This window comes from Marinobacter daepoensis DSM 16072 (assembly GCF_000421165.1).
GTDB classification, from domain to species: Bacteria; Pseudomonadota; Gammaproteobacteria; order Pseudomonadales; family Oleiphilaceae; genus Marinobacter; species Marinobacter daepoensis.
In genome coordinates this window covers 228,615-254,684 of record NZ_ATWI01000010.1, presented here as the reverse complement: position 1 = coordinate 254,684, position 26,070 = coordinate 228,615, and the positions used below count along the sequence as shown (strand labels likewise).

General features: G+C 59.4%; 22 protein-coding genes, 1 tRNA gene and 2 riboswitches. Of the genes, 13 read left to right on the top strand and 10 right to left on the bottom strand.

Translation table 11 applies throughout. The features are described 5' to 3' along the window. Positions 1–57: 57 nt before the first annotated feature. The 4 genes from K325_RS0111025 to K325_RS0111010 form a co-directional block, all read right to left on the bottom strand. The gene (locus tag K325_RS0111025) at positions 58–696 is read right to left on the bottom strand and encodes a response regulator transcription factor (RefSeq protein WP_036193409.1); all 639 of its coding nucleotides are present in this window, start codon (positions 694–696) and stop codon (positions 58–60) included. Positions 697–703: 7 nt separating this feature from the next. After that, on the bottom strand, positions 704–2,221 hold the full coding sequence (locus K325_RS0111020) for a PAS domain-containing sensor histidine kinase (protein ID WP_029654325.1): 1,518 nt from the start codon (positions 2,219–2,221) through the stop codon (positions 704–706). 94 nt (positions 2,222–2,315) lie between these two features. Further along, positions 2,316–2,861, bottom strand: a complete 546-nt coding sequence (locus K325_RS0111015; RefSeq protein ID WP_029654324.1) for a hydrolase — start codon at positions 2,859–2,861, stop codon at positions 2,316–2,318. Between the two features lie 16 nt (positions 2,862–2,877). Then, on the bottom strand, positions 2,878–3,309 hold the full coding sequence (locus K325_RS0111010) for a MaoC family dehydratase (protein ID WP_029654323.1): 432 nt from the start codon (positions 3,307–3,309) through the stop codon (positions 2,878–2,880). Positions 3,310–3,460: 151 nt separating this feature from the next. Here K325_RS0111010 and K325_RS0111005 point away from each other — a divergent pair, with 151 nt between their 5' ends. From K325_RS0111005 to K325_RS0110990, 4 genes are read left to right on the top strand one after another with little or no spacing between them, the layout of a single operon-like run. Next, the gene (locus K325_RS0111005; protein WP_029654322.1) at positions 3,461–4,822 is read left to right on the top strand and encodes a malonyl-CoA decarboxylase; all 1,362 of its coding nucleotides are present in this window, start codon (positions 3,461–3,463) and stop codon (positions 4,820–4,822) included. A gap of 35 nt (positions 4,823–4,857) precedes the next feature. Continuing rightward, on the top strand, positions 4,858–5,607 hold the full coding sequence (phbB, locus tag K325_RS0111000; RefSeq protein ID WP_029654321.1) for an acetoacetyl-CoA reductase: 750 nt from the start codon (positions 4,858–4,860) through the stop codon (positions 5,605–5,607). Positions 5,608–5,617: 10 nt separating this feature from the next. After that, entirely contained in the window at positions 5,618–7,396 is a 1,779-nt protein-coding gene (locus K325_RS0110995; RefSeq protein ID WP_029654320.1) for an acyl-CoA dehydrogenase, read from the top strand. Positions 7,397–7,421: 25 nt separating this feature from the next. After that, the gene (locus tag K325_RS0110990; protein ID WP_029654319.1) at positions 7,422–8,843 is read left to right on the top strand and encodes an NAD-dependent succinate-semialdehyde dehydrogenase; all 1,422 of its coding nucleotides are present in this window, start codon (positions 7,422–7,424) and stop codon (positions 8,841–8,843) included. 139 nt (positions 8,844–8,982) lie between these two features. Here K325_RS0110990 and K325_RS0110985 read toward each other — a convergent pair whose 3' ends face one another. Continuing rightward, a complete protein-coding gene (locus K325_RS0110985; RefSeq protein ID WP_029654318.1) occupies positions 8,983–10,608 on the bottom strand; it encodes an AMP-binding protein in 1,626 nt (541 codons plus the stop codon). 33 nt (positions 10,609–10,641) lie between these two features. After that, the gene (locus K325_RS0110980; RefSeq protein WP_211218149.1) at positions 10,642–12,000 is read right to left on the bottom strand and encodes a hypothetical protein; all 1,359 of its coding nucleotides are present in this window, start codon (positions 11,998–12,000) and stop codon (positions 10,642–10,644) included. 549 nt (positions 12,001–12,549) lie between these two features. On the opposite strand from K325_RS0110980, the gene fdnG reads away from it, so the two are divergent. The 7 genes from fdnG to K325_RS0110940 all read left to right on the top strand — a co-directional run bounded on the left by fdnG (position 12,550) and on the right by K325_RS0110940 (position 21,699). Next, positions 12,550–15,624 (top strand): formate dehydrogenase-N subunit alpha, encoded by a 3,075-nt coding sequence (gene fdnG, locus K325_RS0110970; protein WP_156836589.1) that lies wholly within the window; start codon positions 12,550–12,552, stop codon positions 15,622–15,624. A gap of 2 nt (positions 15,625–15,626) precedes the next feature. Next, positions 15,627–16,556 carry a formate dehydrogenase subunit beta gene (gene fdxH, locus K325_RS0110965; protein WP_051146625.1) on the top strand — a complete coding sequence of 310 codons (930 nt, stop codon included), beginning with the start codon at positions 15,627–15,629 and terminating at the stop codon, positions 16,554–16,556. Further along, positions 16,546–17,181, top strand: coding sequence for a formate dehydrogenase subunit gamma (locus tag K325_RS0110960; RefSeq protein ID WP_029654313.1), 636 nt, complete (start codon positions 16,546–16,548; stop codon positions 17,179–17,181). Before fdxH ends, K325_RS0110960 begins: the two co-directional genes overlap by 11 nt. A gap of 118 nt (positions 17,182–17,299) precedes the next feature. Next, positions 17,300–18,244, top strand: a complete 945-nt coding sequence (gene fdhE, locus K325_RS0110955; RefSeq protein WP_029654312.1) for a formate dehydrogenase accessory protein FdhE — start codon at positions 17,300–17,302, stop codon at positions 18,242–18,244. Between the two features lie 4 nt (positions 18,245–18,248). Then, positions 18,249–19,664 carry an L-seryl-tRNA(Sec) selenium transferase gene (selA, locus tag K325_RS0110950; protein ID WP_029654311.1) on the top strand — a complete coding sequence of 472 codons (1,416 nt, stop codon included), beginning with the start codon at positions 18,249–18,251 and terminating at the stop codon, positions 19,662–19,664. Continuing rightward, a complete protein-coding gene (gene selB, locus K325_RS0110945) occupies positions 19,661–21,586 on the top strand; it encodes a selenocysteine-specific translation elongation factor (RefSeq protein WP_029654310.1) in 1,926 nt (641 codons plus the stop codon). Before selA ends, selB begins: the two co-directional genes overlap by 4 nt. A gap of 17 nt (positions 21,587–21,603) precedes the next feature. Then, positions 21,604–21,699: transfer RNA gene (locus K325_RS0110940), tRNA-Sec, on the top strand. Between the two features lie 27 nt (positions 21,700–21,726). Here the strand turns inward: K325_RS0110940 and K325_RS0110935 are convergent. Genes K325_RS0110935 through rlmE form a run of 3 tightly spaced genes read right to left on the bottom strand, consistent with a single transcriptional unit; the run spans position 21,727 to position 23,242 of the window. Further along, positions 21,727–22,194 (bottom strand): glycine cleavage system protein H, encoded by a 468-nt coding sequence (locus K325_RS0110935; RefSeq protein WP_029654309.1) that lies wholly within the window; start codon positions 22,192–22,194, stop codon positions 21,727–21,729. Next, positions 22,191–22,577 carry a DsrE family protein gene (locus K325_RS0110930; RefSeq protein ID WP_029654308.1) on the bottom strand — a complete coding sequence of 129 codons (387 nt, stop codon included), beginning with the start codon at positions 22,575–22,577 and terminating at the stop codon, positions 22,191–22,193. The genes K325_RS0110935 and K325_RS0110930 overlap by 4 nt, the downstream gene beginning before the upstream one ends. Positions 22,578–22,618: 41 nt before the next feature. Next, positions 22,619–23,242 carry a 23S rRNA (uridine(2552)-2'-O)-methyltransferase RlmE gene (gene rlmE / locus K325_RS0110925; RefSeq protein WP_029654307.1) on the bottom strand — a complete coding sequence of 208 codons (624 nt, stop codon included), beginning with the start codon at positions 23,240–23,242 and terminating at the stop codon, positions 22,619–22,621. A gap of 154 nt (positions 23,243–23,396) precedes the next feature. On the opposite strand from rlmE, the gene K325_RS0110920 reads away from it, so the two are divergent. Beyond that, positions 23,397–24,119, top strand: coding sequence for a TrmH family RNA methyltransferase (locus K325_RS0110920; RefSeq protein ID WP_029654306.1), 723 nt, complete (start codon positions 23,397–23,399; stop codon positions 24,117–24,119). Positions 24,120–24,135: 16 nt separating this feature from the next. Continuing rightward, positions 24,136–25,131, top strand: a complete 996-nt coding sequence (locus tag K325_RS0110915) for a lipid A deacylase LpxR family protein (protein WP_029654305.1) — start codon at positions 24,136–24,138, stop codon at positions 25,129–25,131. Positions 25,132–25,157: 26 nt separating this feature from the next. On the opposite strand, the gene K325_RS0110910 is transcribed toward K325_RS0110915, so the two are convergent. Beyond that, entirely contained in the window at positions 25,158–25,757 is a 600-nt protein-coding gene (locus K325_RS0110910) for a trimeric intracellular cation channel family protein (protein WP_228128445.1), read from the bottom strand. Between the two features lie 40 nt (positions 25,758–25,797). Next, positions 25,798–25,896: riboswitch (glycine riboswitch) on the bottom strand. Beyond that, positions 25,897–25,984: riboswitch (glycine riboswitch) on the bottom strand. It lies immediately after the preceding riboswitch. Positions 25,985–26,070 lie beyond the last annotated feature (86 nt).

Below are 26,070 nucleotides of genomic sequence, written 5' to 3'. Positions count from 1 at the left end.
TTTTGTTGTACAGGCATGAAAGCACAAACTTTGACCAATGACAAATACTTGGTTTTGTTAACCGAAATCGAGGGTTTTTACCTGCCCCAGACCAATGGCAACCTGAACCAGTTCGGCGAACGAGTCCACTTTCATTTTGGCCATCATATTGGCCCGATGGCCTTCAACCGTCTTGCGATTAATACCGAGTTCATCCGCAGCTTCCTGATTGGAAAAGCCTTTGACGATCAGCTCCAGAACCTGGCGTTCACGGCGGGTGAGACTGTCGTATCGCTCCCGGATACGGGCTTGTGAATTCCGGCGGGCAAACCTTGCACGGTCTTTTTCGAGGGCGTTGTGAACGTGATCAATCAGCACCTGATCATCGAAAGGCTTTTCTATGAAGGTAAGAGCGCCCTGAGTCAGAGCTCTGACGGCCATATCCACATTGCCGTGGGCAGAAATCATAATGACCGGCAACTCAATGTTGTGTTCCGGCAGTTTTTTCTGGGCGTTGATACCGCTCAGCCCCGGCATCCGGACATCCATGACGATACAGCCGCTCTGCCGCTCATCAAATGCATCAAAAAAGGCCAACGCATCCTCAAACGCCTGCACCTGGAGCCCAACGGATTCCAGCAGCCATTGCAAAGAATCACGCACATCGGCATCGTCATCAATGACGAACACCGTTTGAGTATCGTTGTTGGAAGTCATGAGTTGGTCAGTCGGCAATGTTCAGGGTGAATGAAAAAGAGGCGCCCCCTTCAGGGAGGTTGGTCGCCCACAGCTCGCCCCCCAGATTCTCTACCAATGAGCGGCTGATGGCCAGCCCCATGCCCAATCCTGACTGTTTGGTTGAGAAGAAGCGATCAAAAAGCTGAGACATATCGGCTTCCGACACACCCGGCCCCTGGTCTTCTACACTGACCCGAATCTGATCCTCCGAGTGCGGAGCCACCGTCACCCGGACGGTTTTTGGGCTCTCGTCTGTGCTTTCACTCGCCTCAATCGCGTTCACAATCAGGTTCAGAAGCACCTGCTCAAGCTGAATGCGGTCGCCTTTAACCAACGGCGTATCCGACGGCACTTCCTGAATAACCCGTACCTGATTGCGGTCGGCCACCGAGTCGCAGAACTCAATCATATCGCTGATCAGCTCTGGCAACTCCAGCGAGGTAATCACGGGTTCCTGTTTACGGGTAAAGTCCATCATCCGATGAATGATTTCACCTGCCCTCAGGGCCGTCCGGATGCTGCGGGTGATGGGCACGTCCACATCGCGCCAGGCAATGCTTTCATGGCCGGCAAAGCGGCGTTCAATCCCGCGCAGGTAGTTCACCATGGCCGAAAGCGGCTGGTTCAGCTCGTGGGCGAGGCTCGACGCCAGCTCTCCCATGGTCACCAGTCGGCTGGCATGGTCAATGTCTGCCCGATACTGTTTCAGCTGTTCTTCAGCGGCTTTCTTTTCCGTCAGGTCGTGCGCAACGATGGAGAAATACTCAATGTCGCCATGCAGCGAGCGGTGGGCAAGCAATTCCAGAAGAACCGGAATCCGGGTGCCATCCAGGCTGCACATCGTCACCTCGCCACGCCAGTGCCCGGTCTTCCGGGCCCCCGGAAACCCTTCGCCCGACAGCAATTCCTGCCCTCTCTCCGTCAGGAAGCGGGCAACATCGAACGAGCTGTAATCGGTCTGTTCCAGCCTGAGTGCCCGCCGCGCGGCTTCATTCAGGTGCGAAACTGTGTGATCAAGGTTTACGAAGATCACCAGATCCTGGGTACTTTCCAGCACTCGGGCCAGCCGTCGATTGGCTTTATCCGCCTTGATCCTGTGGGTGGCATCACGGGAGACCACCAGAATTTCCCGGATCTCGTTCGTCTCCGGGTCCCGGATGGTCCGGCTGGTGCTCTCCAGCCAGGTGTAATGACCATCTTTGCAGCGGAACCGGTAGGTGTGAGTGTACAAGCCGCGATCATAGGTCACGGTCGGCGCGCGCAGCCTGAAATCCTCGACATCGTCCGGGTGGTAAAGGTCGTATGCCGACATACCGACAATCTCTTCCACACGGTACCCCAGCAAGTGGGTTACGGCCGGAGACGCATAAATAAACCGCCAGTCTTCCGGGGTGTGGCGAGAAATCATGTCGGTGGACTCCTCCGCCATTTCCGCCAGCAACCGGTTTCTTTCCGCGTCGTCTGTCAGTGCGGAAAAGCCTTCTTCCGGTGTGCGGGTTTTCATGGGATCGGTTCTCCAGATTCAGGCGGCTGCGTCGACGGCACTATGGCACGATTAGAGGGCCCTTGACGACATAAGTCGCGGGCCCCGCCTCATACTACCTCAGGAAGTCTTTACTGAAGGCTTTGAACTGGGCCGCGTCTGACCGACGCAGCCATTCAAAACCGACCATCTCCCGGGTGACCAGTTGCGCCCCGGCGCGCTCGAGGCGGCGCAACGAGACGTCGGTGTCCTGCGGATTCCGGGCTGAAATGGCATCCGTCACCACGAAAACTTCCAGCCCCTTCTCCAGCATTCTCAGCACAGACTGGACAACACAGGCGTGGGACTCCATCCCGCACAGAACCACCTGTTTCCGGTCATGAGCATTGAACGCGGCTTCAAACCCGGCGTCATCAATGCATGAGAACAGCGTTTTCCCATGCAGGTTAGCTTCGCCAACCAACGCTCTGAGGCCCTCTTCGGTGTGCCCCAGGCCCTCCGGGTACTGCTCAGACCCAATCACCGGCACTTCCATCAAGTGCGCCAGCCGAACCAGCCAGCTGCAGTTATTCACCAGGCTCTCGTGTTCGTGAACGCCAGGCAGCAGCCGGGCCTGAACATCAACCACGGTTACGATCGACTTTTCTCTATCCAACAACATATCCAGCACTCCTGCCTTACGCCGGCCGACGATCGACCATGTTTGTTGCAACCCCTTCAGCCACCACGGTGTCACCCACCTTACAGATGGTCTCCAGCTTTACCCGACGACGCTCTTCGTTGATCTCAATCACCTTCGCGGTGGCAACAACGGTATCGCCAATGTGTACCGGTGCCTTGAAGCGGATTTGCTGGTCGATGTAGATGGCTCCGGGGCCAGGTAGCCGCGTCCCCAGGACCGCCGAGATCAGGGCGGCACTGAACATCCCGTGAACGATGCGTTCCTTGAACGGGGTGGTCTTGGCGTACTCGACATTGATGTGCACCGGGTTGTCGTCACCACTGATACCGGCAAACAACACCACGTCGGCTTCGGTGATGGTTTTGGCGTAACACGCCTCCATGCCCACTTCGAGATCTTCCAGATAGTAACCATGTAGTTCTTGCATTGTTTCATTCCTCTGATTAATCCATGAACTTAATACACTAATGGTTTACATCCATTAAACCAAGTATTTTTACTTGGTTTTTCGAGATTGCTCTGATAGCCTTCTTTCCAACATAAGAAACAACCTCGCTTCGCAGAAGGGGAACCGCGGTATGCAAGCTCAGCCTGCAAACATCTTTGAAAGGGCGTTCAAGAAACTGGTGCCCGGAGGGCTAGACTCCGTTAATCGTCGCGGCGCCGACATCATGAACATTTCCGCGGACCTTGAAGAGTCAGACGTGGCGACCGTCCGGACGTGGATCGACAACTGCCTGGCTGAAAACGGTGGCCAGGTCGAGGCCCGGAACCGGGCAGCGTTGCTCGGTCGCGCCTACCTCAAGCTCTCCAAAACCGGAAAAATACGGTTTCTCGGACTACTCGCGGACCAGTACGGCGTCAACGAACACAAGGCCGAGACGGCCATCAACAAGTGGCACGACGCGCCCGATGCCCGAAAGACCGAAGCGGCGCAGGCCCTGCGCAAGGCGCTGGAGCCCAGCCGGACAACACTTCTGAAACAGTTCAATGGCGTTCCATCGGGCGTCAAGTTCCTGGTCGACATGCGGGAGGAACTGCTGGCCTATTGCAAAGACTACCCTTCCCTGAAACCTCTTGAGACCGACCTCAGAGAGTTGCTGGCAACCTGGTTTGACGTTGGGCTTTTGCAACTGGAAGAAATCACCTGGACGTCCAGCGCAGCCATGCTTGAAAAGCTGATCGCGTACGAAGCCGTCCATGCAATCCAAAGCTGGAGCGACCTGAAAAACCGGCTCGACTCCGACCGGCGCTGCTTTGCCTTTATTCACCCGAACATGCCAGAAGAGCCACTGATTTTCGTCGAAGTCGCTCTGGTCAACGGCCTCGCGGGTGATGTTCAGAAACTGCTCGACGAAGACGCCCCGACCCAGGATGTCGAAACCGCCGACACCGCCATTTTCTATTCGATCTCCAACGCGCAGAAAGGGCTGGCCGGTATCAGCTTTGGCAACTTCCTGATCAAACAGGTGGTTAAAAAGCTGAGCGACGAGTGTCCGCAACTGAAACAGTTTGCCACTTTGTCCCCGATGCCCGGGTTTGTCCGGTGGCTGGACAGCTGTGCTCCGGCAACCTTGTCCGAACTGCCTGGTGGCGCCGACTGGCTCAGCCTGCCGCCGCCCAGAACCGCGGCCATCGCCGACTCCGGCGATCAGTTCAGGCAGGACGCACTCATCAAGCTCGGCGCGTCTTATCTGTGCCTTTGCCAGAAAGACGCTCAACGAGCTCTGGACCCGGTGGCCCATTTTCATTTGAGCAACGGCGCTCAGGTCGCCCGGATCAACTGGATGGCAGACACCTCCCGAAAGGGCATCGAGCAGTCCGGTGGACTGATGGTGAACTACCTGTATGAACTCCCGAAGATCGAGACCCGGAGCCAGCAATACGGCGCGGCCGGCGCCATTTCCAAATCCACGGCCGTCAAGAAACTACTGAAGTAATCTGCAATCACCCAAAAACGTAAAAGGAGAATCCAATGACGAATCGTATCGCGGTTGTAACCGGCGCCACCGGTGGCCTGGGCACCAGCATGTGTAAAGCTCTGGCCGCCCAGGGCCGTACCATCGTTGCCTCACACCTGCCCGACGAAAAATCCACCGCCGACGCGGTGGCCTGGCAGCAGGACATGAAGAACGACGGTATCGACGTTGCGATCTACCCACTGGACGTCACCAACTATGAAAACTGCGAAGCGTTCGTTGCCCGTGTTGAGCAGGAGCACGGCCCGGTTGATATCCTGGTCAACAACGCTGGCATTACCAACGACGCCCCGCTGAAGAAAATGCAGGCCGAGCAGTGGAATCAGGTCATCAGTGTGAACCTGACGTCCATGTTCAATATGTGCAAGCACGTCTTCGAGGGCATGTGCGAACGGGGCTTTGGCCGCATCGTAAACATCTCGTCCCTGAATGGTGAAAAAGGCCAGTTTGGTCAGTCAAACTACGCGGCCACCAAAGCCGGCATTTACGGCTTCACCAAATCCATCGCTCTGGAAGGGGCCCGTAAAGGCGTCACCGCCAACTCGGTTTCTCCTGGCTACATCGACACACCGATGGTCCGGAAAGTACCCGAGAAAGTTCTCGACAACATTCTGGCCGGCATTCCCGTGGGTCGCCTCGGTCAGCCCGAAGACATCGCCAGAGCCGTGGCGTTTCTGACTGCAGACGATGCAGGCTTTATGACCGGTACCAACCTGTCGGTCAACGGCGGCCAATTCATGAGCTAAGGAAGACACCATGACAGAGTACAGAGCACCTACACGGGAAATGGCCTTTACCCTCCAGCACGTGGCCGGCTTTGCGGAAATGGTCAAAGCCTGTGGCTACGAAGACGCCTCAGAGGATGTGGTCTCAGCCATTCTGGAGGAAGCTGCAAAGTTCGCAGGTTCCGTGATCGCACCCACCAACGCCATCGGCGACCGTACTGGTGTGCGACTGGGTCAGGACGGCGTGGTCACCACACCGGACGGCTTCAGGGATGCTTATCAGCAGTACGCTGACAGCGGCTGGGCTAGCCTGCAGTTTGATCCCGAGTTTGGTGGTCAGGGGCTGCCCTTCTCGCTGGCCATTCCGGTTCAGGAAATGTGGCATGCCGCCAACATGGCCTGGGGGCTCTGTCCTCTGTTGTCTCAGGGCGCAGTCGAAGCCTTGTCGGAAAACGGCAGTGATACCCTGAAACAGTCCCTGCTGGCCAACATGATCTCAGGCCACTGGACCGGCACTATGAACCTGACGGAACCACAGTCCGGTTCAGACCTGTCCGGCATTCGCACTCAGGCCGTTCCGGATGGCGACGCCTACCGGATCAAGGGCCAGAAGATCTTTATTACCTGGGGTGAGCACGACATGGCGGAGAACATTGTCCACCTCGTGCTGGCCCGTCTGCCGAATGCGCCTCAGGGCGTCAAAGGCATTTCACTGTTTGCCGTGCCCAAATACCTTTCGGGCAAACCTGGCGAAGACCCTGTGAGAAATGACTGCCGGGCAGTCTCGCTGGAGCACAAACTGGGTATCCACGCGAGCCCTACCTGCGTGATGAGTTATGGCGACAACGATGGCGCCATCGGCTATCTGGTTGGAGAGGAAAACCAGGGCCTTGCCTGCATGTTCACCATGATGAACAACGCCCGCCTGACCGTCGGGCTGCAAGGGGTGTCCATTTCAGAGCGGGCGTACCAGCAAGCCCGGGATTACGTCTCCGAGCGGGTACAGGGTACCGCTCCGGGGGAGCAGGGTTTGTCACCCATCATCCGGCACCCGGACGTCCGGCGCATGATGATGACCATGAAATCTCTGACGGAAGCCGCCAGGGCACTCGCCTACACTGGCTGCGTGGCGGTGGACTTTGCCAAAGGCAACGACGTGCCAGACGAGGTGAAAGCCCGCCAGCAGCGCCGGGCCGACCTGCTCACGCCCATGGTCAAAGGCTGGTGCACCGAAATCGCACAGGAAGTCACTTCCCTGGCCATTCAATGCCACGGCGGCATGGGATTCATTGAGGAAACGGGCGTTGCCCAGCACTATCGTGACGCCAGAATCCTGCCGATTTACGAAGGCACCAACGGCATTCAGGCCCTCGACCTCATCGGCCGCAAGACCCTCAGAGACCAGGGCAAAGCCATGGCCGAACTGCTGGACGACATGCGTACCTGGAGCAGTTCCGATTCTGCCAGCAACCTCCTCACCCAGGAGCGTCAGGCCCGGTTTGACCAGGCCATCGCCTTTGTTGAGGAAGCCACCCGACTGGTTCTTGAACGCCGTGATGAGCCGCTGTTTGCCGGAACGGTCGCCTTCAATTACCTCATGCTCTGCTCAACGGTCACCGCGGCCTGGCTGACGCTGAAATCCGCCGGCGCTGCCCGTGAGCAGGACGCCGGTGAAGGCGCTTTCTCTGCCGGCAAGCAGATCACCGCCAATTTCTTTTTTGATCATATTCTGCCACGTTGCTCCGGTTATCTGGCAGCATTGCGTGCCGGAGAGGAGTCCGTCATGGCCTTGCCGGAAACGGACTTTTAAAACCAGCTTTCTAAGGTGACCAATCATGTTCATAAATGGCGAATGGATAACCGGTCGACCGCAGTTTCAGGTAACCAACCCGGCAACCGGAGAGGTCATCGGCGAGGTTCCCGACTGCAGCGATCAGGATATTGAGGCGGCCATCTCGGCCGCTCACAACAGCTTCAGGGAATGGCGAGCCACCACCGCTTATCATCGGTCCCAGTTGCTCTACCGGGCCTGGGAACTGATGATACGCCGCAAGCGGGAACTCGCTGAGCTGATGACCCGCGAGCAGGGAAAGCCACTCAAGGCGTCCCTGAACGAAGTCCAGTACGGCGCGGACTTTCTGCTGTGGTTTGCCGAAGAAGGCAAGCGAATGTACGGGCAGAGCATTCCGTCGTCGCGGGAGAACCAGCGCTTTCTGGTCCAGAAATCCCCGGTGGGCGTGGTGGGAGCCATCACACCCTGGAACTACCCGATCTCCATGATCACCCGCAAACTGGCCCCTGCGCTGGCAGCCGGTTGCACCGTAGTTCTGAAGCCCGCAGAAAGCACTCCCCTCTGCGCCCAGGCAATGCTGGAGATTTTCGAAGAAGCCGGTTTTCCTCCCGGTGTCATCAATGCCCTCACGGTTCAGAACCCTGCCCGTGTTGGCCAGGTGTTCTGCACCGACCCCCGGGTTCGCAAGCTCACCTTTACCGGCTCCACACCGGTCGGCCGTGAACTGAACGGGTTGGCAGCAGCCAACATGAAACGGGTGTCGATGGAACTGGGAGGCCACGCGCCAGCCATTGTACTCCCCGACGCAGACCCGGTTCATGCCGCCAAGGGGCTTTCCCTGGTGAAATACCTGAACACCGGGCAGGCCTGCATCAGCCCCAACCGCATCTTTGTGCACGAAGATCACCTCGAACCGTTCATCGCCGAGCTGACCAGCCGCACCCGCCGCCTGGTCGCCGGTAACGGCATGAACGAAGGCACCGGCATCGGGCCACTGATCAATGAACTGGCGCTGCAGAAGGTAGACAGCCAGGTGAAAAACGCCGTCGCTCGCGGCGCCAGGATTGAAACCGGCGGCCAACGTCTGACCGATGGCGAGCTCGGCGCCGGGTTCTTTTACGCCCCCACGGTCCTTTCGGGCGTTACCCCGGCCATGGATATCTACCGGGAAGAAACGTTCGGGCCCGTCGCGCCGGTGATTACCTATCGCTCCGAGGACGATGTCATCGCCATGGCCAATGACACCGACTACGGCCTCGCGGCGTACATCTACAGCAACAACCTCAGTACCGCGATGCGGGCCTTTGAAGCGCTGAATTTCGGCATCATCGGAATCAACGACATCAACCCGACGAGCGCCGCAGCGCCGTTTGGTGGCATGAAGAACAGCGGGCTGGGCCGGGAAGGGGCTCAGGAAGGCATTGACGAATATCTGGAAACCAAACTCGGCGGTTTCGCCATCTAGAAACAATCCTCCTTTAGCCCGGCCACCCGCCGGGCTTTTTTTTGCTTATCAGATACACTCAAACCCGACGCCAAAACCCGGGCATAAAAAACCCCGGCCTTAGCCGGGGAAATCGCGACACCAAGGTCTCCGTCAGGTTTTAAGCCATCAGTTGCCCTCTCAGTACGTGCTTCTGCAGTTTGCCGGTGGACGTCTTCGGCAGCTCGTCTGAAAACACCACCTTTTTCGGAACCTTAAAGCCCGCCAGGTTGGCCCGGCAGTGAGCAATAATGTCCTCCGCCGTCAGCCCCTCGTTGTTGGGCTTGAGGGTAATAAACGCGCAGGGAATCTCACCCCAGTGATCATCCGGCGCCGCCACGACAGCCGCTTCCATAACCGCCGGGTGATCGTACAGCGTGCTTTCCACTTCCAGCGTGGAGATGTTTTCGCCGCCGGATATGATGATATCTTTCGAGCGGTCCTTGATCTCAACGTAACCATCGGGGTGCCAGACCCCCAGGTCTCCGGTGTGGAACCAGCCGCCCTTAAAGGACTTGCCAGTCTCTTCCGGGTTGTTCAGATACCCTTTCATCACCGAGTTGCCCCGGACGAACAGTTCACCAATGGACATACCGTCCTGCGCAACCGGCTCCATCGTATTGGGGTCGGCAACCATCATGTCGGTCATGGACAACGACAAGATCCCCTGACGCGCCATCTTGACGGCTTTCTGCTTGGCGTCCAGCGAGTGCCAGCCATCCTGGAATTCACAGATCAGGCTCGGACCATAGGTTTCCGTGAGGCCATAAAGATGAACCACCTTGATACCCATCGATTCCATCGCTTCAATGGTGGCCGCCGGGGGCGCCGCTCCTCCGGTCGCCGCCGTAATGGTCTGACTGAAGGGAAGCTTCTGCTCCTCGGGCGCATTGATCAGCATGTTCAGCACAACCGGCGCCGCACAGAAGTGAGTGACACCATGCTTTGCAAAGGCTTCAAACACCGGTTTCGGGTGCGGAGCCCGCAGACAGACATGGGTGCCCGCCGCTGCCGTCACCGCCCAGGGATAACACCAGCCATTGCAATGAAACATGGGCAGGGTCCAGAGGTACACAGCCCCCGCTGGCAGCCCGAATCCGATGACGTTGCTCAGAGCATTCAGGTGGGCGCCACGATGATGATACACCACGCCTTTGGGGTTGCCGGTTGTGCCAGAGGTGTAATTCAGTGCGATCGCCTGCCACTCGTCGTCCGGCAGCTCCCAGGAGAAATCATCGTCACCGGTTGCCAGCAGATCGTCGTAGGTCATGCGACCAATCAACTCGCCACCATCGAAACAGGGATCGTCAACGTCGACCACGATGGGCTTGGCATCGCAACCCGCCAAGGCCTCACGGGAGCGATCACTGTATTCCTTGTCAGTGAAAAAAACCTTGGCCTGCCCATGATTGAGCATGAAAGTCATGGTTTTCGAATCGAGGCGCGTATTCTGTGCATTGAGCACCGCACCGATCATTGGCACGGCAAAATGCAGCTCCAGCATTTCGGGAATATTGGGCAACAGAGCCGCAACCGTATCCCCTTTGCGAACCCCGAGTTTACGCAACGCCGAGGCCATTTTCAGACAACGCTGGTAGGTTTCCGACCAGGTTCTCCGTATGTCCCCATGGATCACAGCCGTCCGCTCAGGGTGGGCCAGAGCCGTCCGCTGGATAAAGGTTATCGGCGTCAGCGGCGTGTAGTTCGCCGCAGCCTTGTCGAGCCCAAGCTCAAACATATTTTCCATTCTATCTAGCCTCTTGTTTTTGTCAGACACACATCAACTTCGATCAGCGACGGCATCATCTGCTCCATCCCGGTCAGCGGGGTGGGTCGCCTCATAGGCATCCGCGAACCAGTTTTTCTCAAGGAAGAACCAGAGCACCAGCCCGACACCCAGCCCCCAGGCCGCGCCTTTAACCGCCAGTACCGAGCCAACGATCACCGCAACGCCCCGTTCCAGATTCGTCTGCCGGTCCAGCATTTCAATCGCCAGATAACCACACAGATACCCCTGAATCAGCAGCGTCAATGCCATCCCAATGTTCAGGCCGGGCTTGAACAGAGTAACCACCGGCACCAGAATAATGGCAATCGTCATCCCCCAGTACAGGCTGGTTGCGCCGCCCCAGTAACTGTCCATCACCGAACGCGGGTTATTCATATAGCGGTTGATGACCAGAGCCTGACCACCGGTCCAGCCCGGCCCCGAAAGGCTGATAAAGGGCGCAAAAACGGCGTGAAGGAAGTTACGGATGCCGACAATGATGCTATTACGGCGCGGACTGAAGACCAGCTTTTCGTCTTTGCGCACACCGTCAGCGTTTTTGAACAGCGAGTCCATAACCAGAATGTCGCCAAAGGCAATGATGTAGGCCGCCAGCGCCAGCGGAATCGCATCAATAAAGTACTCGATGGGCGGGAAACCAAGCCCGAAGATGCTGTAATCCTGAAGCATGGACGTGAAGGGAATGGTGGTGAACCCCCATTCAATGACTGGCGCATCCACCTCACCAATCAGAATGCCGAATACGTAGGCCACCAGGAAAGGCACCGCAATCCCGTATTGCGCCACAAAACGGAAAAACCCGTAACGGGCTCGCAAAGGCCCGGCGGTTTCCGAGAAAAGCATAAAGAAGCCCAGTACGGCCCCGGTAAGAATAGTGACCGGCATGGTCCAGACCCGGCCGTCGGCCGCAAACTCCCCCATCACCGCTGAGACGCCCGCCCCGATCAGGATGCCGGATTTGAGCGACATCGGCATCTTGCGAACCAGCGCGTCTGCCCCTTTGAACACGCCCAGGCCCAGAAAGATCACCGCGACCGTCAGCTGCAACGCAATGAGCGCCAGTAATCTGGCATCCCCCTCCGGGTAGCCCGACAGGAACGCGATGTAAAGAGGAATCCCTGCCGTAATCCAGCCTGCCACGGCCGGATCGCCGAAATGGGAGTGAACCAGATAAAGCATGTTGTTCAGCAGAACAAACGCAACCGCGATCTCAAACGGTATCCCGAGAACCGAGGTCATCAGCGCGGTAATGCTGAGCGGCACCACGCACAGGATCGCCCCCTGAAGCACATCGGGTATTTCCACCTTGTAGTGCACAAACGGCACTCGTAACTTCAGTACACCCAACATTGACGGCTGTTCACCGCCCGTGGGCCGTTTTTGTAAGGACATTGTTTTTATTCTCCATCCAATAAAATGTGTGTGTGCGGGCAAGGATAAAACCCCACCCAAAATACTAGGCACTAACACCCATTTAATCAATGGTTTTTACTTGGTTTGCCGGGAGTTATTTCTCGAAAAAACACAAAGAGCACCCAGGATCTCATGCCAACCTGTTGTTTTTTCTGACCAAACAGACGCCATCTCAGGTGCAGTCCCATCGCCAGCCCCCCGCGCCAACCGGTCTCCCCCTGTCCTACAGCGCCACCTACATATGCCCACTTTTACGACTTATCCATAAGGACCAAGACCATCGGCCCAATGGCAAAAAATAAACAGCCTGCTACCCTTCCACGAGGAGCACGCGAGTGTGCCCGACAAGTACCACCTGATACCTCTGCCACGGACGGTGTGCGGAGGGCGTAGTTAGTAGCTTTTTCGGGGTCTTTGGCAGCCAGCCACCCACCGCAAGAGGCGGCACCTGCCACTGCGCTTATGCATGATGAGGAGACGATCGCGATGGACATGAACCGTCGGGAATTTTTTAAATTTTGTGGGGTAGGCCTGGGTGCATCCAGCCTCGCCGCGCTTGGCATGACGCCAGAGCCGGCATTTGCCGATTCAATCCGGCATTTCAAACTGACTGCCAGTAAAGAAACACGCAACACCTGCCCGTACTGCTCGGTCGGATGCGGCCTGATCATGTACAGCCGCGGCAGTGGCGGCAGAAACGTCAAGCAGGACATTTTTCACATTGAGGGCGATGCCGATCACCCGGTAAACCGCGGCAGCCTGTGCCCGAAAGGCGCGGGACTGATCGACTTTATCCACAGCCCGAACCGTCTTCACTATCCACAGGTGCGGGAGCCCGGCAGTAAAGAATGGAAGCGGGTTTCCTGGAATGAGGCGCTGGATCGCATTGCCCGCCTGATGAAGGAAGACCGCGACGCCAACTTCGTTGAGAAAAACGACGCCGGCCAAACCGTCAACCGGTGGCTGACCACGGGTTTCCTGGCGGCCTCAGCAGCGTCCAGCGAAGCCGGCTACATGACACACAAAGTGGTGCGCTCCACAGGCATTCTGGGTTTCGACAACCAGGCGCGCGTCTGACACGGCCCGACGGTGGCAGGTCTTGCCCCGACGTTTGGCCGTGGTGCCATGACAAACCACTGGAACGACATCAAGAACGCCAACCTGGTGCTGGTAATGGGCGGCAACGCTGCCGAAGCACACCCGGTGGGGTTCAAATGGGTGACCGAAGCGAAAGCCCACAACCAGGCAAAACTGGTGGTGGTCGACCCGCGTTTCACCCGAACAGCCTCGGTGGCCGATCTGTACGCGCCCATACGTACCGGGTCTGACATCGCCTTCCTCGGCGGTCTGATTCACTACCTGCTGGACACCGATCAGATCCAGCACGAGTACGTGCGCAACTACACCGACATGCCGTTCATCGTGAAAGAAGGCTTCTCATTTGAAGACGGTCTGTATAACGGTTACGACGCCGACTCCCGCAGCTACCCGGACAAAAGCGAGTGGGACTACGAGCTGGATGACAACGGCCATGCCCGGGTCGACCCGACCCTGAGTCATCCCCGTTGCGTCTACCAGCTGATGAAAAAGCATTACAGCCGCTACACCCCGGAACTGGTGAGCCAGATTTGCGGCACGCCGCTCAAACGCATGATGCAGGTATGGGACACCATTGCCGAGACTGCGGTGCCCGGCAAAACCATGACCATTCTGTACGCCCTTGGCTGGACACAGCACTCCGTGGGCTCGCAGATGATCCGCGCCGGTGCCATGCTGCAGCTGTTGCTGGGTAACATCGGGATGCCCGGTGGTGGGGTTAATGCCTTGCGGGGCCACTCCAACATCCAGGGGCTGACTGACCTCGGTTTGCTGTCAAACCTGTTGCCGGGCTATCTGACCCTGCCCCGGGACAACGAGCAGGACTACAACGCCTACATCGCCAAGCGGGCTCCACAGCCGCTGCGCCCCGGGCAAATGTCGTACTGGCAGAACTATGGCAAGTTCCATGTCAGCCTCATGAAAGCGTGGTACGGCGATGCCGTCTCTGCCGAAAACAACTGGGGTTACGACTGGCTGCCCAAGCTCGACGAGCCGATGTACGACGTGCTCAAGGTCTTCGACATGATGTACGAAGGCAAGATGAACGGGTACTTCTGCCAGGGCTTTAACCCCATCGCGGCCTTCCCGAACAAGGCGAAAATCAGTGCTGCCTTGTCCAAGTTGAAATACCTGGTCGTGATGGACCCGCTGACCACAGAAACCTCCGAGTTCTGGCAGCACGTGGACGACTACAACGATGTCGATACCACCAGCATCCAGACGACGGTGTTCCGCTTGCCCACCACCTGCTTTGCCGAAGAAAACGGCTCACTGGTGAACAGCAGCCGCTGGCTGCAATGGCACTGGAAAGGCGCCGAACCCCCGGGCGAGGCCCATCCGGATGTCTTCATCATGGGGGGCCTGTTCCACCGTCTGCGCTCCATGTATCAGAAGGAAGGCGGCGTTTTCCCGGACCCGATCCTGAATCTCGACTGGTCTTATGAGCGGCCGGACGAGCCCACTCCGGAAGAAATTGCCCGGGAATTCAACGGCAAGGCGCTGGTGGATCTGAAAGATCCTGTTACCGGCGAAGTGCTGCTGAAAGCCGGCCAGCAGTTATCCGGGTTTGGCCAGTTGCGGGACGACGGCAGCACCTCCAGCGGGTGCTGGCTGTTCTGTGGCTCCTGGACCGAAGAAGGCAACCTGATGGCCCGGCGCGACAACTCAGACCCCTACAACATGGGGCAGACCCTGGGTTGGGCCTGGTCGTGGCCGGCCAACCGGCGCATTCTGTACAACCGGGCGTCGGCCGATCCCTCAGGCCAGCCATGGGACGACGAGCGCAAACGTCTGGTCTGGTGGGATGGCAGCAAATGGACCGGCACCGACGTGCCCGACTTTGCCGCCCGTTCCGCACCGGAAGACAACATGAGCCCGTTCATCATGAACCCGGAAGGCGTGGCCCGGTTCTTCGCCCGGGGCAACATGGCCGAAGGCCCGTTCCCCGAGCACTACGAACCGTTTGAAACGCCCATCGGCCGCAACCCGCTGCACCCGAATTCGGCGGCAGTCACCAGTAACCCGGCGGCGCGAGTGTTCCGAAACGACATGGAGGTGTTTGGCAGTGCTGAGGAATTCCCCCATGCGGCAACCACCTACCGGTTAACAGAGCACTTCCACTATTGGACCAAGCACAACCGCCTGAACTCCATTGCGCAGCCACAACAGTTTGTGGAGCTGGGTGAAGTGATGGCCTCAGAGCTGGGTATCAAAGCGGGAGACCGGGTGCGGGTATCCTCCAACCGTGGCTTTATCGAAGCGGTTGCGGTGGTTACCAAACGGATACGCCCGCTGCAGGTCGACGGCAAAACCGTTCACCATGTGGGTATTCCGTTGCACTGGGGCTTTGTGGGGGTAGCCAAAAACGGCTACATCACCAACACCCTGACGCCGTTCGTGGGGGATGGCAACACCAACACCCCCGAGTTCAAGTCGTTTCTGGTTAACGTGGAGAAGGTGTAATCATGGCGACTCAAGACATCATCGCACGCTCCGCCACCACCACCGCCAGCCCCTCAGTGCGTCAGTTCGACGAGGTGGCCAAGCTGATCGACACCACCGTGTGCATTGGCTGCAAGGCCTGTCAGGTAGCGTGTTCGGAATGGAATGACCTTCGGGATGAGGTCGGTGACAACGTGGGGGTGTACGACAACCCCTCAGACCTCACCGCCGATTCCTGGACCGTCATGCGCTTCGACGAACACGAGACCAGTGAAGGCGACCTGGAGTGGCTGATCCGAAAAGACGGCTGCATGCACTGCGAAGACCCGGGCTGCCTGAAGGCCTGCCCGAGCCCCGGTGCCATCGTGAAATACGACAATGGCATCGTCGACTTCGACCAGGACAAATGCATTGGCTGTGGCTACTGCGTGACCGGTTGCCCGTTCGACGTGCCCCGCATCTCCAAAAAGGACAACAAAGCCTACAAGTGTACCCTGTGTTCCGACCGGGTCTCGGTAGGCCTTGAACCCGCCTGCGTGAAAACCTGCCCAACCGGGGCAATCGTTTTCGGCACCAAGGACGAGATGAAGGAGCATGCCAACTGGCGCATCCAGGACCTCAAGGGCCGGGGCTACGAAAACGCCGGAATCTACGACCCTCAGGGGGTTGGAGGCACCCACGTGATGTACGTTCTGCATCACGCCGACAAGCCGCAGCTCTACAGCGACTTGCCCAAAGACCCGGCCATCAGCCCTCTGGTGGGCGCCTGGAAAGGCGTCGCCAAACCCCTGGCCATGCTGGCCATGGCGGCCACAGCGGCTGCCGGCTTCTTCCACTACATCCGGATCGGACCTAACCGGGTGAGCAAAGAAGACGAAGCCGCCGTGGAACACGATGCGGCACAAGCGGGCACAAACAGCCCGGATGCGGGAGGGACGTCTGATGAACGGTAACGAAAACCAGGATCTTCAGCGTTACAACGCTAACGAACGATCCAACCACTGGGCGGTCGCATTGCTGTTCGTGCTGGCTGCACTCTCTGGCCTGGCGCTGTTCCACCCGGCCCTGTTCTGGCTGACCAACCTGTTCGGTGGCGGCCCCTGGACCCGCATCCTTCACCCGTTTATCGGCGTGGCCATGATGCTGTTCTTCCTGGGGCTCGCCTTCCGCTTTGCCGGTCGAAACCGGTTCAAGGCCCACGACCGCCAATGGCTATCCCAGTGGCGTGACGTGATCAGCAACCAGGAAGAAAATCTGCCGCGCATTGGCAAATACAATGCCGGCCAGAAACTGCTGTTCTGGGTACTGGTCATCAGCATGCTGGCGCTGCTGTTCAGCGGCATCGTGATCTGGCGCGAGTACTTCAGCGACTTCTTCGGTATTGGCATGATCCGCTTTGCCAGCCTGTTGCACGCGTTTGCGGCCTTTGTGCTGATTACCAGCATTATCGTGCACGTCTACGCGGCCATCTGGGTAAAGGGCTCGGTGGGGGCCATGACCTCCGGCAAAGTCAGCCGTGCCTGGGCACGCAAGCACCACGCCCTGTGGTACGACGAAGTGCGCAAGAACCAGCGCTGACCGCACAGGGCGGAGCACTCGCGGTCGAGGCTCCGCCCTTGTAGTTGTAAACTGATGAAAAATTCAGGCAGCGCCAGAGGGCGCTGTTTGTTTATTGCAACCGCCAAGGAGCCAACCGGTGTCCTCGAAGATTATTGAACCCGGGCAGATTGAAGCATCCGCCACCACACCACCCTTTGTCCTGCTTCCACCGAAAGATGTGTTTGCCCGGCGCGCCGAAGGCCTGGCAAGCCTGGCGGCCGACCACCCCCTGGCGGCCTACCTGAACCTGATTGCCCGGGTAAGCGCGGCGCAAGATGAACTCTTGGCCAATCCGCCGGAACTGCCCGATCTGGACCAGCCCGCCCTGGTCACCGCCCTGAAGCACCAGATGCCTCCGCTGGCCGTCGACTCCCTGTTGCAGGAAAGCCACTGGCAGACCGTGCTGGATGTTTGGCTTACCCGGTTCAGCAAGCAGAACCCGGACCTGCCCGCTCCCGTCACCCAGGCCCTCGCCCAACTACAAGAGGCCAGCCATCAACAGCGCCTGGACTGGGCCAAAGACCTGACCGGCGGTCGCTTCAGCGACCTGCCCGGCGCCGTGGTGCCATTTCTCGGGGCCGCCCTGCAACTCACCTGGACCCTGTGGCTTGATCAGGTACCGGCTCAAAACATTCGAGAACAGGAAGACCAGACCGTCTGCCCCTGTTGCGGCTCTCTGCCCGTCGCGGGCGTTATCCACCAGCGCCAGCCGGCCGATGGCGCGCGTTACCTCCTGTGTTCACTGTGCGCCACCCAGTGGCACTATGTGCGACTCAAATGCAGCCACTGCCTCGGCACCCGCGGGCTTGAGTACCTGCACTTCGACGACAGTCCCTATGGGATACGGGCAGAAGCCTGCCCGGAATGCCACACCTGCCTGAAGCAGCTCTATCTGGAACATGCCCCGAACGCCGATGCGGTGGCGGCCGATCTCGCCAGTCTGGATCTCGACATGTCCCTGGCAGAGCAAGGATTCCACCGCCGGGCACCTAGCCTGCTGCTGGCACCCGGAGGCGACGGCAACCACAACCGCGAGGCTTGAAAGTATGAACGCGCCACAACAACCACGCCCACCGTCGGTGGAACAGGTCATGAGCCTCGAGGGCATGGGCCGTTTGCAAGAGCAGTATGGCCGGGCCATACTGCTCACCGAGACCCGGGCCGTTCTGGCCGAGCTTGGTGACGCCTACCGCAGCAGATCCCTCCACCCCGAGGCCCTCACCGACACCAGGCTGGTTGCAGCCGTGAAGGCGCGAATCGAGCAGAAGCAAACCCCCAACCTGCGCCGCATGTTCAACCTGACCGGCACCGTACTGCACACCAACCTGGGGCGCGCCCTCATGCCAGAGGAAGCCATTGAGGCCATGGCACTGGCAGCAAGGCATCCGGTCAATCTCGAGTTTGATCTGGCAAACGGCCAACGTGGAGATCGCGACAGTCTGCTGGAAAATCTGATCTGTGACCTGACCGGTGCCGAGGCTGCAACCGTGGTGAACAACAACGCGGCCGCCGTGCTGCTGACACTGGGCGCCCTCGGAGCCGGCCGTGAAGGCATCATCTCCCGCGGGGAACTGATCGAAATCGGCGGGTCTTTCCGCATTCCCGACATCATGTCCCAGGCCGGGGTGACTCTGCACGAAGTGGGTACCACCAACCGCACCCACCTCCGGGACTACGAAAACGCCATCAACGAACACTCCGGTCTGATCCTGCGGGTCCACCCCAGCAACTACAGCATTCAGGGCTTCACCGCCAGCGTAAAAACCCAGGCCCTGGCAGAGCTCGGCCGCAAACACGACCTGCCGGTACTGGAAGATCTGGGCAGCGGCAGCCTGGTCGACCTGTCCCGCTGGGGGCTCCCCCGGGAACCGCTAGTCCAGGAATCGCTGGCAGCGGGGGCCGACGTGGTTACCTTCAGCGGAGACAAGCTGCTCGGCGGCCCGCAGGCAGGCGTGATTGTCGGGCGTCGAGCGCTCATCAAGCGCATCAAAGCCCACCCCCTGAAACGAGCTCTGAGGGTCGACAAAGTGACGCTGGCGGCTCTGGAAGCCGTGCTCCGGCTCTATCAGGACCCCGATCGCCTGCATACCCGCCTGACCAGCCTGCGCCTTCTGGCCCGACCCGAGGCAGACATCCGTGCCCAGGCGCAGCGAATCGCCCCGGTAATGGCACGCCAACTCGGTGAAAAATGGCAAGTGGAAGCCGTCCCAGCCCTTGGCATGATCGGCAGCGGCACACAGCCGGTGGCGAGGCTCGCCAGCGCCGCACTGTGCGTTCAGCCCAAAGGGGCTCGCCGGGAATGTAACCGGGCACTGACAGCCCTGATGGCTGCCCTGCGAGCGCTGCCTGTTCCCGTGGTCGGGCGCCTCGACAACAATGCCCTGTGGCTGGACCTTCGCCAGCTGGATGATGAATCCACCTTTACCGGGCAACTGCCCTTACTGGTGGTTCCGGCCCCATGATTATTGCCACCGCGGGCCACATAGATCATGGCAAGACCTCCCTGCTCACGGCTCTGACCGGCCATGACGGCGACCATCGACGCGAAGAACAGAACCGTGGCATCACCATCGATCTGGGCTACCGCTATGCAGCACTGGGAAACGGTGACACCGTTGGATTTATCGACGTACCGGGCCACGAACGATTCATCCACAATATGCTGGCCGGTGCTGGCGGCGTCGATCTGGCACTGCTGGTGGTGGCTGCCGACGATGGCGTGATGCCACAAACCCGGGAACATCTGGCTATCCTGTCGCTGCTGGGCATCCCCCGGCTGTGGGTTGCGCTGACCAAATGTGATCGCGCAACCCCGGAGCAACAGGCCGTCGCAGAAGCTGATATTCAGGCCCTGCTAGCGACAACCCACTACCGTCAGGCGCCCTGTTTCAGGGTCTCGAACACCACCGGCGAGGGCGTGATGGTCTTGCGCGAGGCACTCGCCGAGGAGGCCAGCCACACCGTCAGGACCGCTGCAGGCAGCTGGTTTCGGCTGTCGGTAGACCGGGCGTTCAGCGTCTCCGGCGCGGGCACCGTCGTCACCGGCACTGCGTTGTCAGGGCTCGTGGCGGTGGGAGATTCACTGCTGCTCAGCGGTGGCGACGGTCAGCAGCAACGAGTCCGGGTACGCGGCCTACACGCCCAGAACCAGGCGGCGGATCAGGCTCATGGCGGGCAACGGGTGGCGCTCAACCTGGTGGGAGACCGGTTAAAAGCGGAGCAGATCAAACGTGGCAGCTGGCTGATTTCGCCGGAACTGCTGAACCCCACCCGGCGGCTGGATATCCGGTTATCGCTGTTACCCGATGCCCCCAGAGCCCTGGAACACTGGAGCCCGGTACACATTCATCTCGGCGCCCAACACCTGACCGGGCGCGTGGCCTTGCTGGAACACAACCGCCTGGCACCAGGTGAACACGGTCTCGCGCAGCTGGTTCTGAACAACCACTGCCACGCTATCTGGGGTGACCGAGTAATCGTGCGCGATCAGTCTGCCCGGCAAACGCTTGGGGGTGGCTCCGTGCTGGACCCGGCCGGGCCAACCCGGCAAAGGCGGAGCGAGACCCGTCTGGCCCAGCTCAAGGCCCTGGCGGCCGGTGGCCTGGAGGTTGCCCTGCCCCCGCTGCTGGCGAACGCCGAAAACGGCCTGTCGCCCGACACCCTGCAACGCCAGTTCAACCGGTCTTCTGACACCTGGCAACTGCCCCCGGACAGCCTGACCATCAACACCGCCCGAGGCCCTCGCCTGTTCAGCGAAGCCTTATGGCAAGAGCATCACCGGAACCTGGCAGAGGCACTTACGCGCTTTCACCAGGAACAACCAGACGAGCCTGGCCCGGACCGCAGCCGCCTGAGGCGTTATGGCGTGCCCCACCTGGAGCCTGCCATTTTTTCCGCACTGCTGGACGAAGCCCTGGCAGACAAAACCATTGCCTCCAGCGGGCCCTGGCTGCATCGGCCCGACCACCGGGTTCAACTAAGTGCCGAGGAAGAGGCCCTGAAAGCCCGCCTCGTCCCCCATCTGGAAGGCGGTGGCATCAATCCACCCTGGGTGAGGGACCTGGCCCGCCTGGAAGATCAGGACGAACAACAGGTGCGCGCTTTGCTGCGTAAACTGGCCCGGCTCGGTCAGTTACACCAAGTGGTGCGGGACCTGTTCTACCTGGAGCCGGCCATTGAGCAACTGGTGGAGCAAACGATTGAACTGGCCGGAGACGCCAACCGGTTTGAAGTAGTGGAGTTCCGCGATGCCCTGGGGTTGGGGCGAAAACGCTGTGTTCAGCTGTTGGAATATCTGGATCGCCTGGGCGTTACCCGTCGTTTTGGAAACCAGCGGCGCATACGACACGAAAGCAGCATAGTATCCCGCATCGTGACAGGCTAGTATGGCGGTGCTGCTATGGAGGGCAATCACATCCGGTGGTGTGGCCGGACTTCAAATCCGGTTGGGGACGGCAGCCGTTCCTGGGTGGGTTCGACTCCCACTGCCCTCCGCCAATTCACCCGCCACCAGTCCGCTTTGGGTCATAACTGCCGTTTGAGGGCCTGAACGCTATCATCCCCGGGATCAAAACCATCGCGCTGTGCCTGCCGGACAAAGGCCGCGACAGCCTGTTCACCCTGCAGTAAAGACTGGCAAGCCGTCGCCCAGTCATCAGGCAGCATCCGGATCATCCAGCCCTCACCATACCCGTCCCGAGTCATCAACACCGGTCGTTGGAGCAAAACCTCGTTATGAGCGGTTACGGTGCCGGCAATGGGTGACTTCGCCGAGGCCGCCGCTTTGGCAAACTCCACAACACCAAAGCTGCGATCCACCGGAATGTGCATCCCCACCCGTTTCGGCGTGAAGGCAAAAATATCACCGTACAGGGCGGCCCCATAGGCACTCAGCCCCAGAGTGACCTCTCCTGCTGGTTCCTCCCGCAACCACAGATTGTGCGCCGGGGCGTACCAGAGATCATCAGGAAAACTCAATCCGTCAAGATTCATAGTGAAAGAACCCGCTCGTATTCAAGGATCATGGCGGCCATTTCGCCGCCACTGCCGTAATCATCCACCTCAGGTATCAACGGCTGGTCCGCCGGTTTCGTCTGGCCCGGCAAGGGCGGCTTCCGGCACAGCAATAACCGGGCTCCCATCTGTTTGGCCTGACGAATAAAATGGATAACCGGCTGGCCATTTGCCTCCGGAAAAAGTTGCTCTGCCACACCAGGACGGGCAAGTTCAGTGGCCTCACCGGTCAGATACAGCGTGACCTCTGCATCCAGGCACGCCAGCAGGGTCGCCGTATGAAACGGGGCCGCACACCGGGCGGGCGTGCTTGGCCCACTGGTCACCAGAATCAAAACTCGTTGCTGCTCTTGCTCCGCCAAATTGACCTCCTGTCTGTGGGCGTTGACGTGTAAAAACCGGCTCAGCGGCCCTTAAACCCTGTCGCCACCAGATAGACTTCCCGGGACCTGGCCCGTGAAGAATCCGGTTTTCGCACAACCACTTTGTTGAAGGCATCGCGCACCGCCTTCACATACTCATCGTAGCCCTCACCATGAAACACCTTGGCGACAAAGCTGCCTTTTGGTTTGAGAATCTGACACGCCATATCCAGGGCCAGCTCCACCAGATACATGGACGCTGCCTGGTCAGCCGCGTTCACGCCACTGATGTTGGGAGCCATGTCTGAAATCACAACGTCGGCGCGGGCACCGTCCAGTATTGTCATGATCTGATCAAAGACATCCTGCTCGGTGAAATCGCCCTGTATAAACTCGACCCCTGCAATGGGGTCCATCGGCAGGATATCCGACGCCACCACACGGCCCTTGTGCCCCACCAGTTTAGCCGCCACCTGGGACCAGCCACCCGGTGCCGAGCCCAGATCCACCACCAGATCGGTAGGCTTGATCAGCCGGTCCTTGTTATTGATCTCCAGAAGTTTGTAGCTGGCACGGGAGCGGTAGCCGTCCTGCTGGGCCTGCTTTACAAAGGGATCGTTTACGTGCTCTTCGAGCCAACGGTTACTGCTTTTCGAGCGAGCCATGGAAGCCTTCTGTTTACTGCCGTGAAACAACGCATTGTACGCCGCCACCCGCACCGTCGCAAAAGCCACCCGTTCCTGACAAGCGCCCGGTACACCAGTACAATGAACGGACTGTTCACGCCCCAATCCACCCAGCCGCACGGAACCCGAACCAGTGAAACTGGATGACATCAAGAAGCTGCATCAGAAGAAATATCGTCAGTCTCTCGGACACTTCGTGGTGGAGGGCGAACACCTGGTGCTGGAGCTGGAGAAAGCTGGGAAACAGATGTCGCATTGGCGACAGGCCGAGCTGTATGTCAGCGGAGCGTATGAGAGCTGGCCAAGCCCATGGCCCAAGCAGGTGGTCACGGAGCGGCAGATGGCCCAACTGGCCGATACCCGCTCTCCGCAAGGCATCCTGGCGGTGGTGCCGCTACCTCCTTCAGGAGACGCTTCCGGACCGGGAAAAGCCATTTATCTCCATGAAATCCAGGACCCCGGAAATCTGGGTACCATCCTCCGCACCCTTGCCTGGTTTGGTGGATTCCGGTGTCTGCTGAGCCCGGGCTGTGTGGACCCATTCAACCCGAAGGTGGTGCGCTCCAGCATGGGGGCCATCTTTCACGTGCCTCTGGAAACTGACGTTCCCCTGGACACACTGAGCGAGCGTTTCTCCCGGGTGGCCTGCCTGGATATCGGCGGAGAACGCCTCACTGCGCCCGACTTCCAGCACCACGATTGTTACCTGTTCGGCAATGAAGCGCGGGGTATCCCCCGGGAAGCCCTGACCCTACTTGGCGCCCGGCCCTACACCATTCCCGGTGCGGCCGCCATTGAATCCCTGAACCTGGCGTCGGCTGTCAACATGGCCGTTTACGAGCTGAACCGGGAGTAAAGACCGGAGCGTTCCCATGACCGTCAAAACATGCGTTGCCCGAATCAGTCTGTGCCTTTTGTTTGTACCGCTGCCTCTGCAGGCCGATGTGTTCAATATCGCCTGGGACAACGATCTGTTCACCGGCAGCGACCGAGGTTACACCAATGGCGTTCGACTGTCCTACCTCACCTCCGCGGCGGAGGCCGGCAATCAAGGGTCCGCCAGTCTCGCCCGGGCAGCCCGGGACGGACTGACGTTTCTGCCCGGCGTGGGCGACCCGGCCAACCAGCACGCGGTCAGTTTCAGCCTGCGGCAGTTGATGGTCACCCCTGAAGACATCAACCGAAAAGAGCCCCAGCTGGACGACATGCCTTACGCTGGCCACCTGTCACTGAGCGGCACGCTCTGGAGCTGGAACGACGACACCGTGACCGGGTTCGGCGGGCATCTCGGCGTGGTAGGCCCGGAAAGTGGCGCTGAAGCCATCCAGAAATGGGTACACAAAGTCACCGGCAGCGAAGACCCGCGAGGCTGGGACAATCAACTGGGCACTGATGTCATCGGCGGTCTGCAGGCAGCACACGGGCGCAAGTTGCTGCACGCCGGACAAACGGGGGACATCGAACAGCAACTGTCGGTGGTTGGCTCCGCCGTGCTGTCAAATTTCCGGACGACGGCCAACACCGGCCTGATCTGGCGCCTGGGCCGCCACCTGCCAACCAACTTCATTCCGGACTACGCGGGCACCGCCCCGACCATTGCGCTCCCGGGTTCCTTCAGCGAGAGTGCCACGGCCTGGTCGGTCTTCATTGGTCTGGGTGTTGAGTACATTGCTTATTCGTATCTGGAAGATAACGCGGACGACTACCGCTTCAAGGAAGATCCGTTCCTGGCGCAGATTGGGCTGGGCGGAACCTGGCAATGGGACAGGCTTCAGGCGGCCCTGATTCTGAGAGCCTCGACCGGCGAGGAACAACGCAATCAGGACAACTTCAGCTTCGGAACCCTGTCGCTGTCCTGGGCGCTCTGATTGCCGGACTCAATGGCTGAGACAGCTCAGTCCCAGCGATCCTGTGAATAACGGAACACGGGCAGAGACACTTTCCAGTGGATCGCCGCCATCCGCAAAAGCAGCCCAACGCTGAAGGCCGCCAGCAGGGTAATATTCTCGGTTACCCCATGACTCAGCAGGGCAAGGTACAGCAACGCCACCACCAGAGAGACACTGGCATAGAGCTCATGACGTAAAACCTGAGGCGTCCGGTTGCACATGATGTCCCGCAGGATGCCACCGAAAATGCCCGTGGTGATGCCAGACATCACCACCACCACCGTGTCATACCCTAGCTTGAGCGCAACATTGCAGCCAATCACCGTAAAAGCCACCAGGCCAATCGCATCGAGCACCAGAAACAGTTGGTGCAGGTGGCGCATGAACCGCGCAATCACGATGGTCATCAGGCCGCCGGCAATGGTCATGTAAATATAACGGGGGTGTTGGGTCCAGGTAACCGGAAAGTTCCCGAGCAGAATGTCCCGAACGGTGCCTCCGCCGAGCGCGGTCAGAAATGCAATGAGGGCAACACCGAAAAGGTCCATGTTTCTGCGCCCGGCCGCCAGGGCACCGGACATGGCTTCCGCCGTAATGGCAATCATATAGATAGAGGTCAGCACACAGGACTCCTGCGTTTCTGTGGCCTCTCCCCCTGTCCCTGATACCTGAGAGTTTACAGAGCGCGGCTCTGCTTGCCCCTTCGGTGGACTGCCTGCGCAGCCTCTCTCCAGTCGGCGTTATCTGAAAACCGCAGTACGTGTGCCTGAGCGTTTATGGGAGTTTGCGCCTTCGGCGGAGCCTGGCCGGCTCTCTCTCCTGCGGAGAGCGCGAATTATAGAGCGTGTCGGCCAGGACGTCGAGGCATCCACCAGGAAAAAAAGCCCCCTCCCTTGAGGGGAAGAGGCCCTTATCCCG

Excerpts from the sequence above, each read along its gene's own strand:
- K325_RS0111025 (WP_036193409.1), bottom strand. The coding sequence starts at position 696 with ATGACTTCCAACAACGATACTCAAACGGTGTTCGTCATTGATGACGAT.
- K325_RS0111020 (WP_029654325.1), bottom strand. The coding sequence starts at position 2,221 with ATGAAAACCCGCACACCGGAAGAAGGCTTTTCCGCACTGACAGACGAC.
- K325_RS0111015 (WP_029654324.1), bottom strand. The coding sequence starts at position 2,861 with ATGTTGTTGGATAGAGAAAAGTCGATCGTAACCGTGGTTGATGTTCAG.
- K325_RS0111010 (WP_029654323.1), bottom strand. The coding sequence starts at position 3,309 with ATGCAAGAACTACATGGTTACTATCTGGAAGATCTCGAAGTGGGCATG.
- K325_RS0111005 (WP_029654322.1), top strand. The coding sequence starts at position 3,461 with ATGCAAGCTCAGCCTGCAAACATCTTTGAAAGGGCGTTCAAGAAACTG.
- phbB (WP_029654321.1), top strand. The coding sequence starts at position 4,858 with ATGACGAATCGTATCGCGGTTGTAACCGGCGCCACCGGTGGCCTGGGC.
- K325_RS0110995 (WP_029654320.1), top strand. The coding sequence starts at position 5,618 with ATGACAGAGTACAGAGCACCTACACGGGAAATGGCCTTTACCCTCCAG.
- K325_RS0110990 (WP_029654319.1), top strand. The coding sequence starts at position 7,422 with ATGTTCATAAATGGCGAATGGATAACCGGTCGACCGCAGTTTCAGGTA.
- K325_RS0110985 (WP_029654318.1), bottom strand. The coding sequence starts at position 10,608 with ATGGAAAATATGTTTGAGCTTGGGCTCGACAAGGCTGCGGCGAACTAC.
- K325_RS0110980 (WP_211218149.1), bottom strand. The coding sequence starts at position 12,000 with ATGTTGGGTGTACTGAAGTTACGAGTGCCGTTTGTGCACTACAAGGTG.
- fdxH (WP_051146625.1), top strand. The coding sequence starts at position 15,627 with ATGGCGACTCAAGACATCATCGCACGCTCCGCCACCACCACCGCCAGC.
- K325_RS0110960 (WP_029654313.1), top strand. The coding sequence starts at position 16,546 with ATGAACGGTAACGAAAACCAGGATCTTCAGCGTTACAACGCTAACGAA.
- selA (WP_029654311.1), top strand. The coding sequence starts at position 18,249 with ATGAACGCGCCACAACAACCACGCCCACCGTCGGTGGAACAGGTCATG.
- selB (WP_029654310.1), top strand. The coding sequence starts at position 19,661 with ATGATTATTGCCACCGCGGGCCACATAGATCATGGCAAGACCTCCCTG.
- K325_RS0110935 (WP_029654309.1), bottom strand. The coding sequence starts at position 22,194 with ATGAATCTTGACGGATTGAGTTTTCCTGATGATCTCTGGTACGCCCCG.
- rlmE (WP_029654307.1), bottom strand. The coding sequence starts at position 23,242 with ATGGCTCGCTCGAAAAGCAGTAACCGTTGGCTCGAAGAGCACGTAAAC.
- K325_RS0110915 (WP_029654305.1), top strand. The coding sequence starts at position 24,136 with ATGACCGTCAAAACATGCGTTGCCCGAATCAGTCTGTGCCTTTTGTTT.
- K325_RS0110910 (WP_228128445.1), bottom strand. The coding sequence starts at position 25,757 with ATGATTGCCATTACGGCGGAAGCCATGTCCGGTGCCCTGGCGGCCGGG.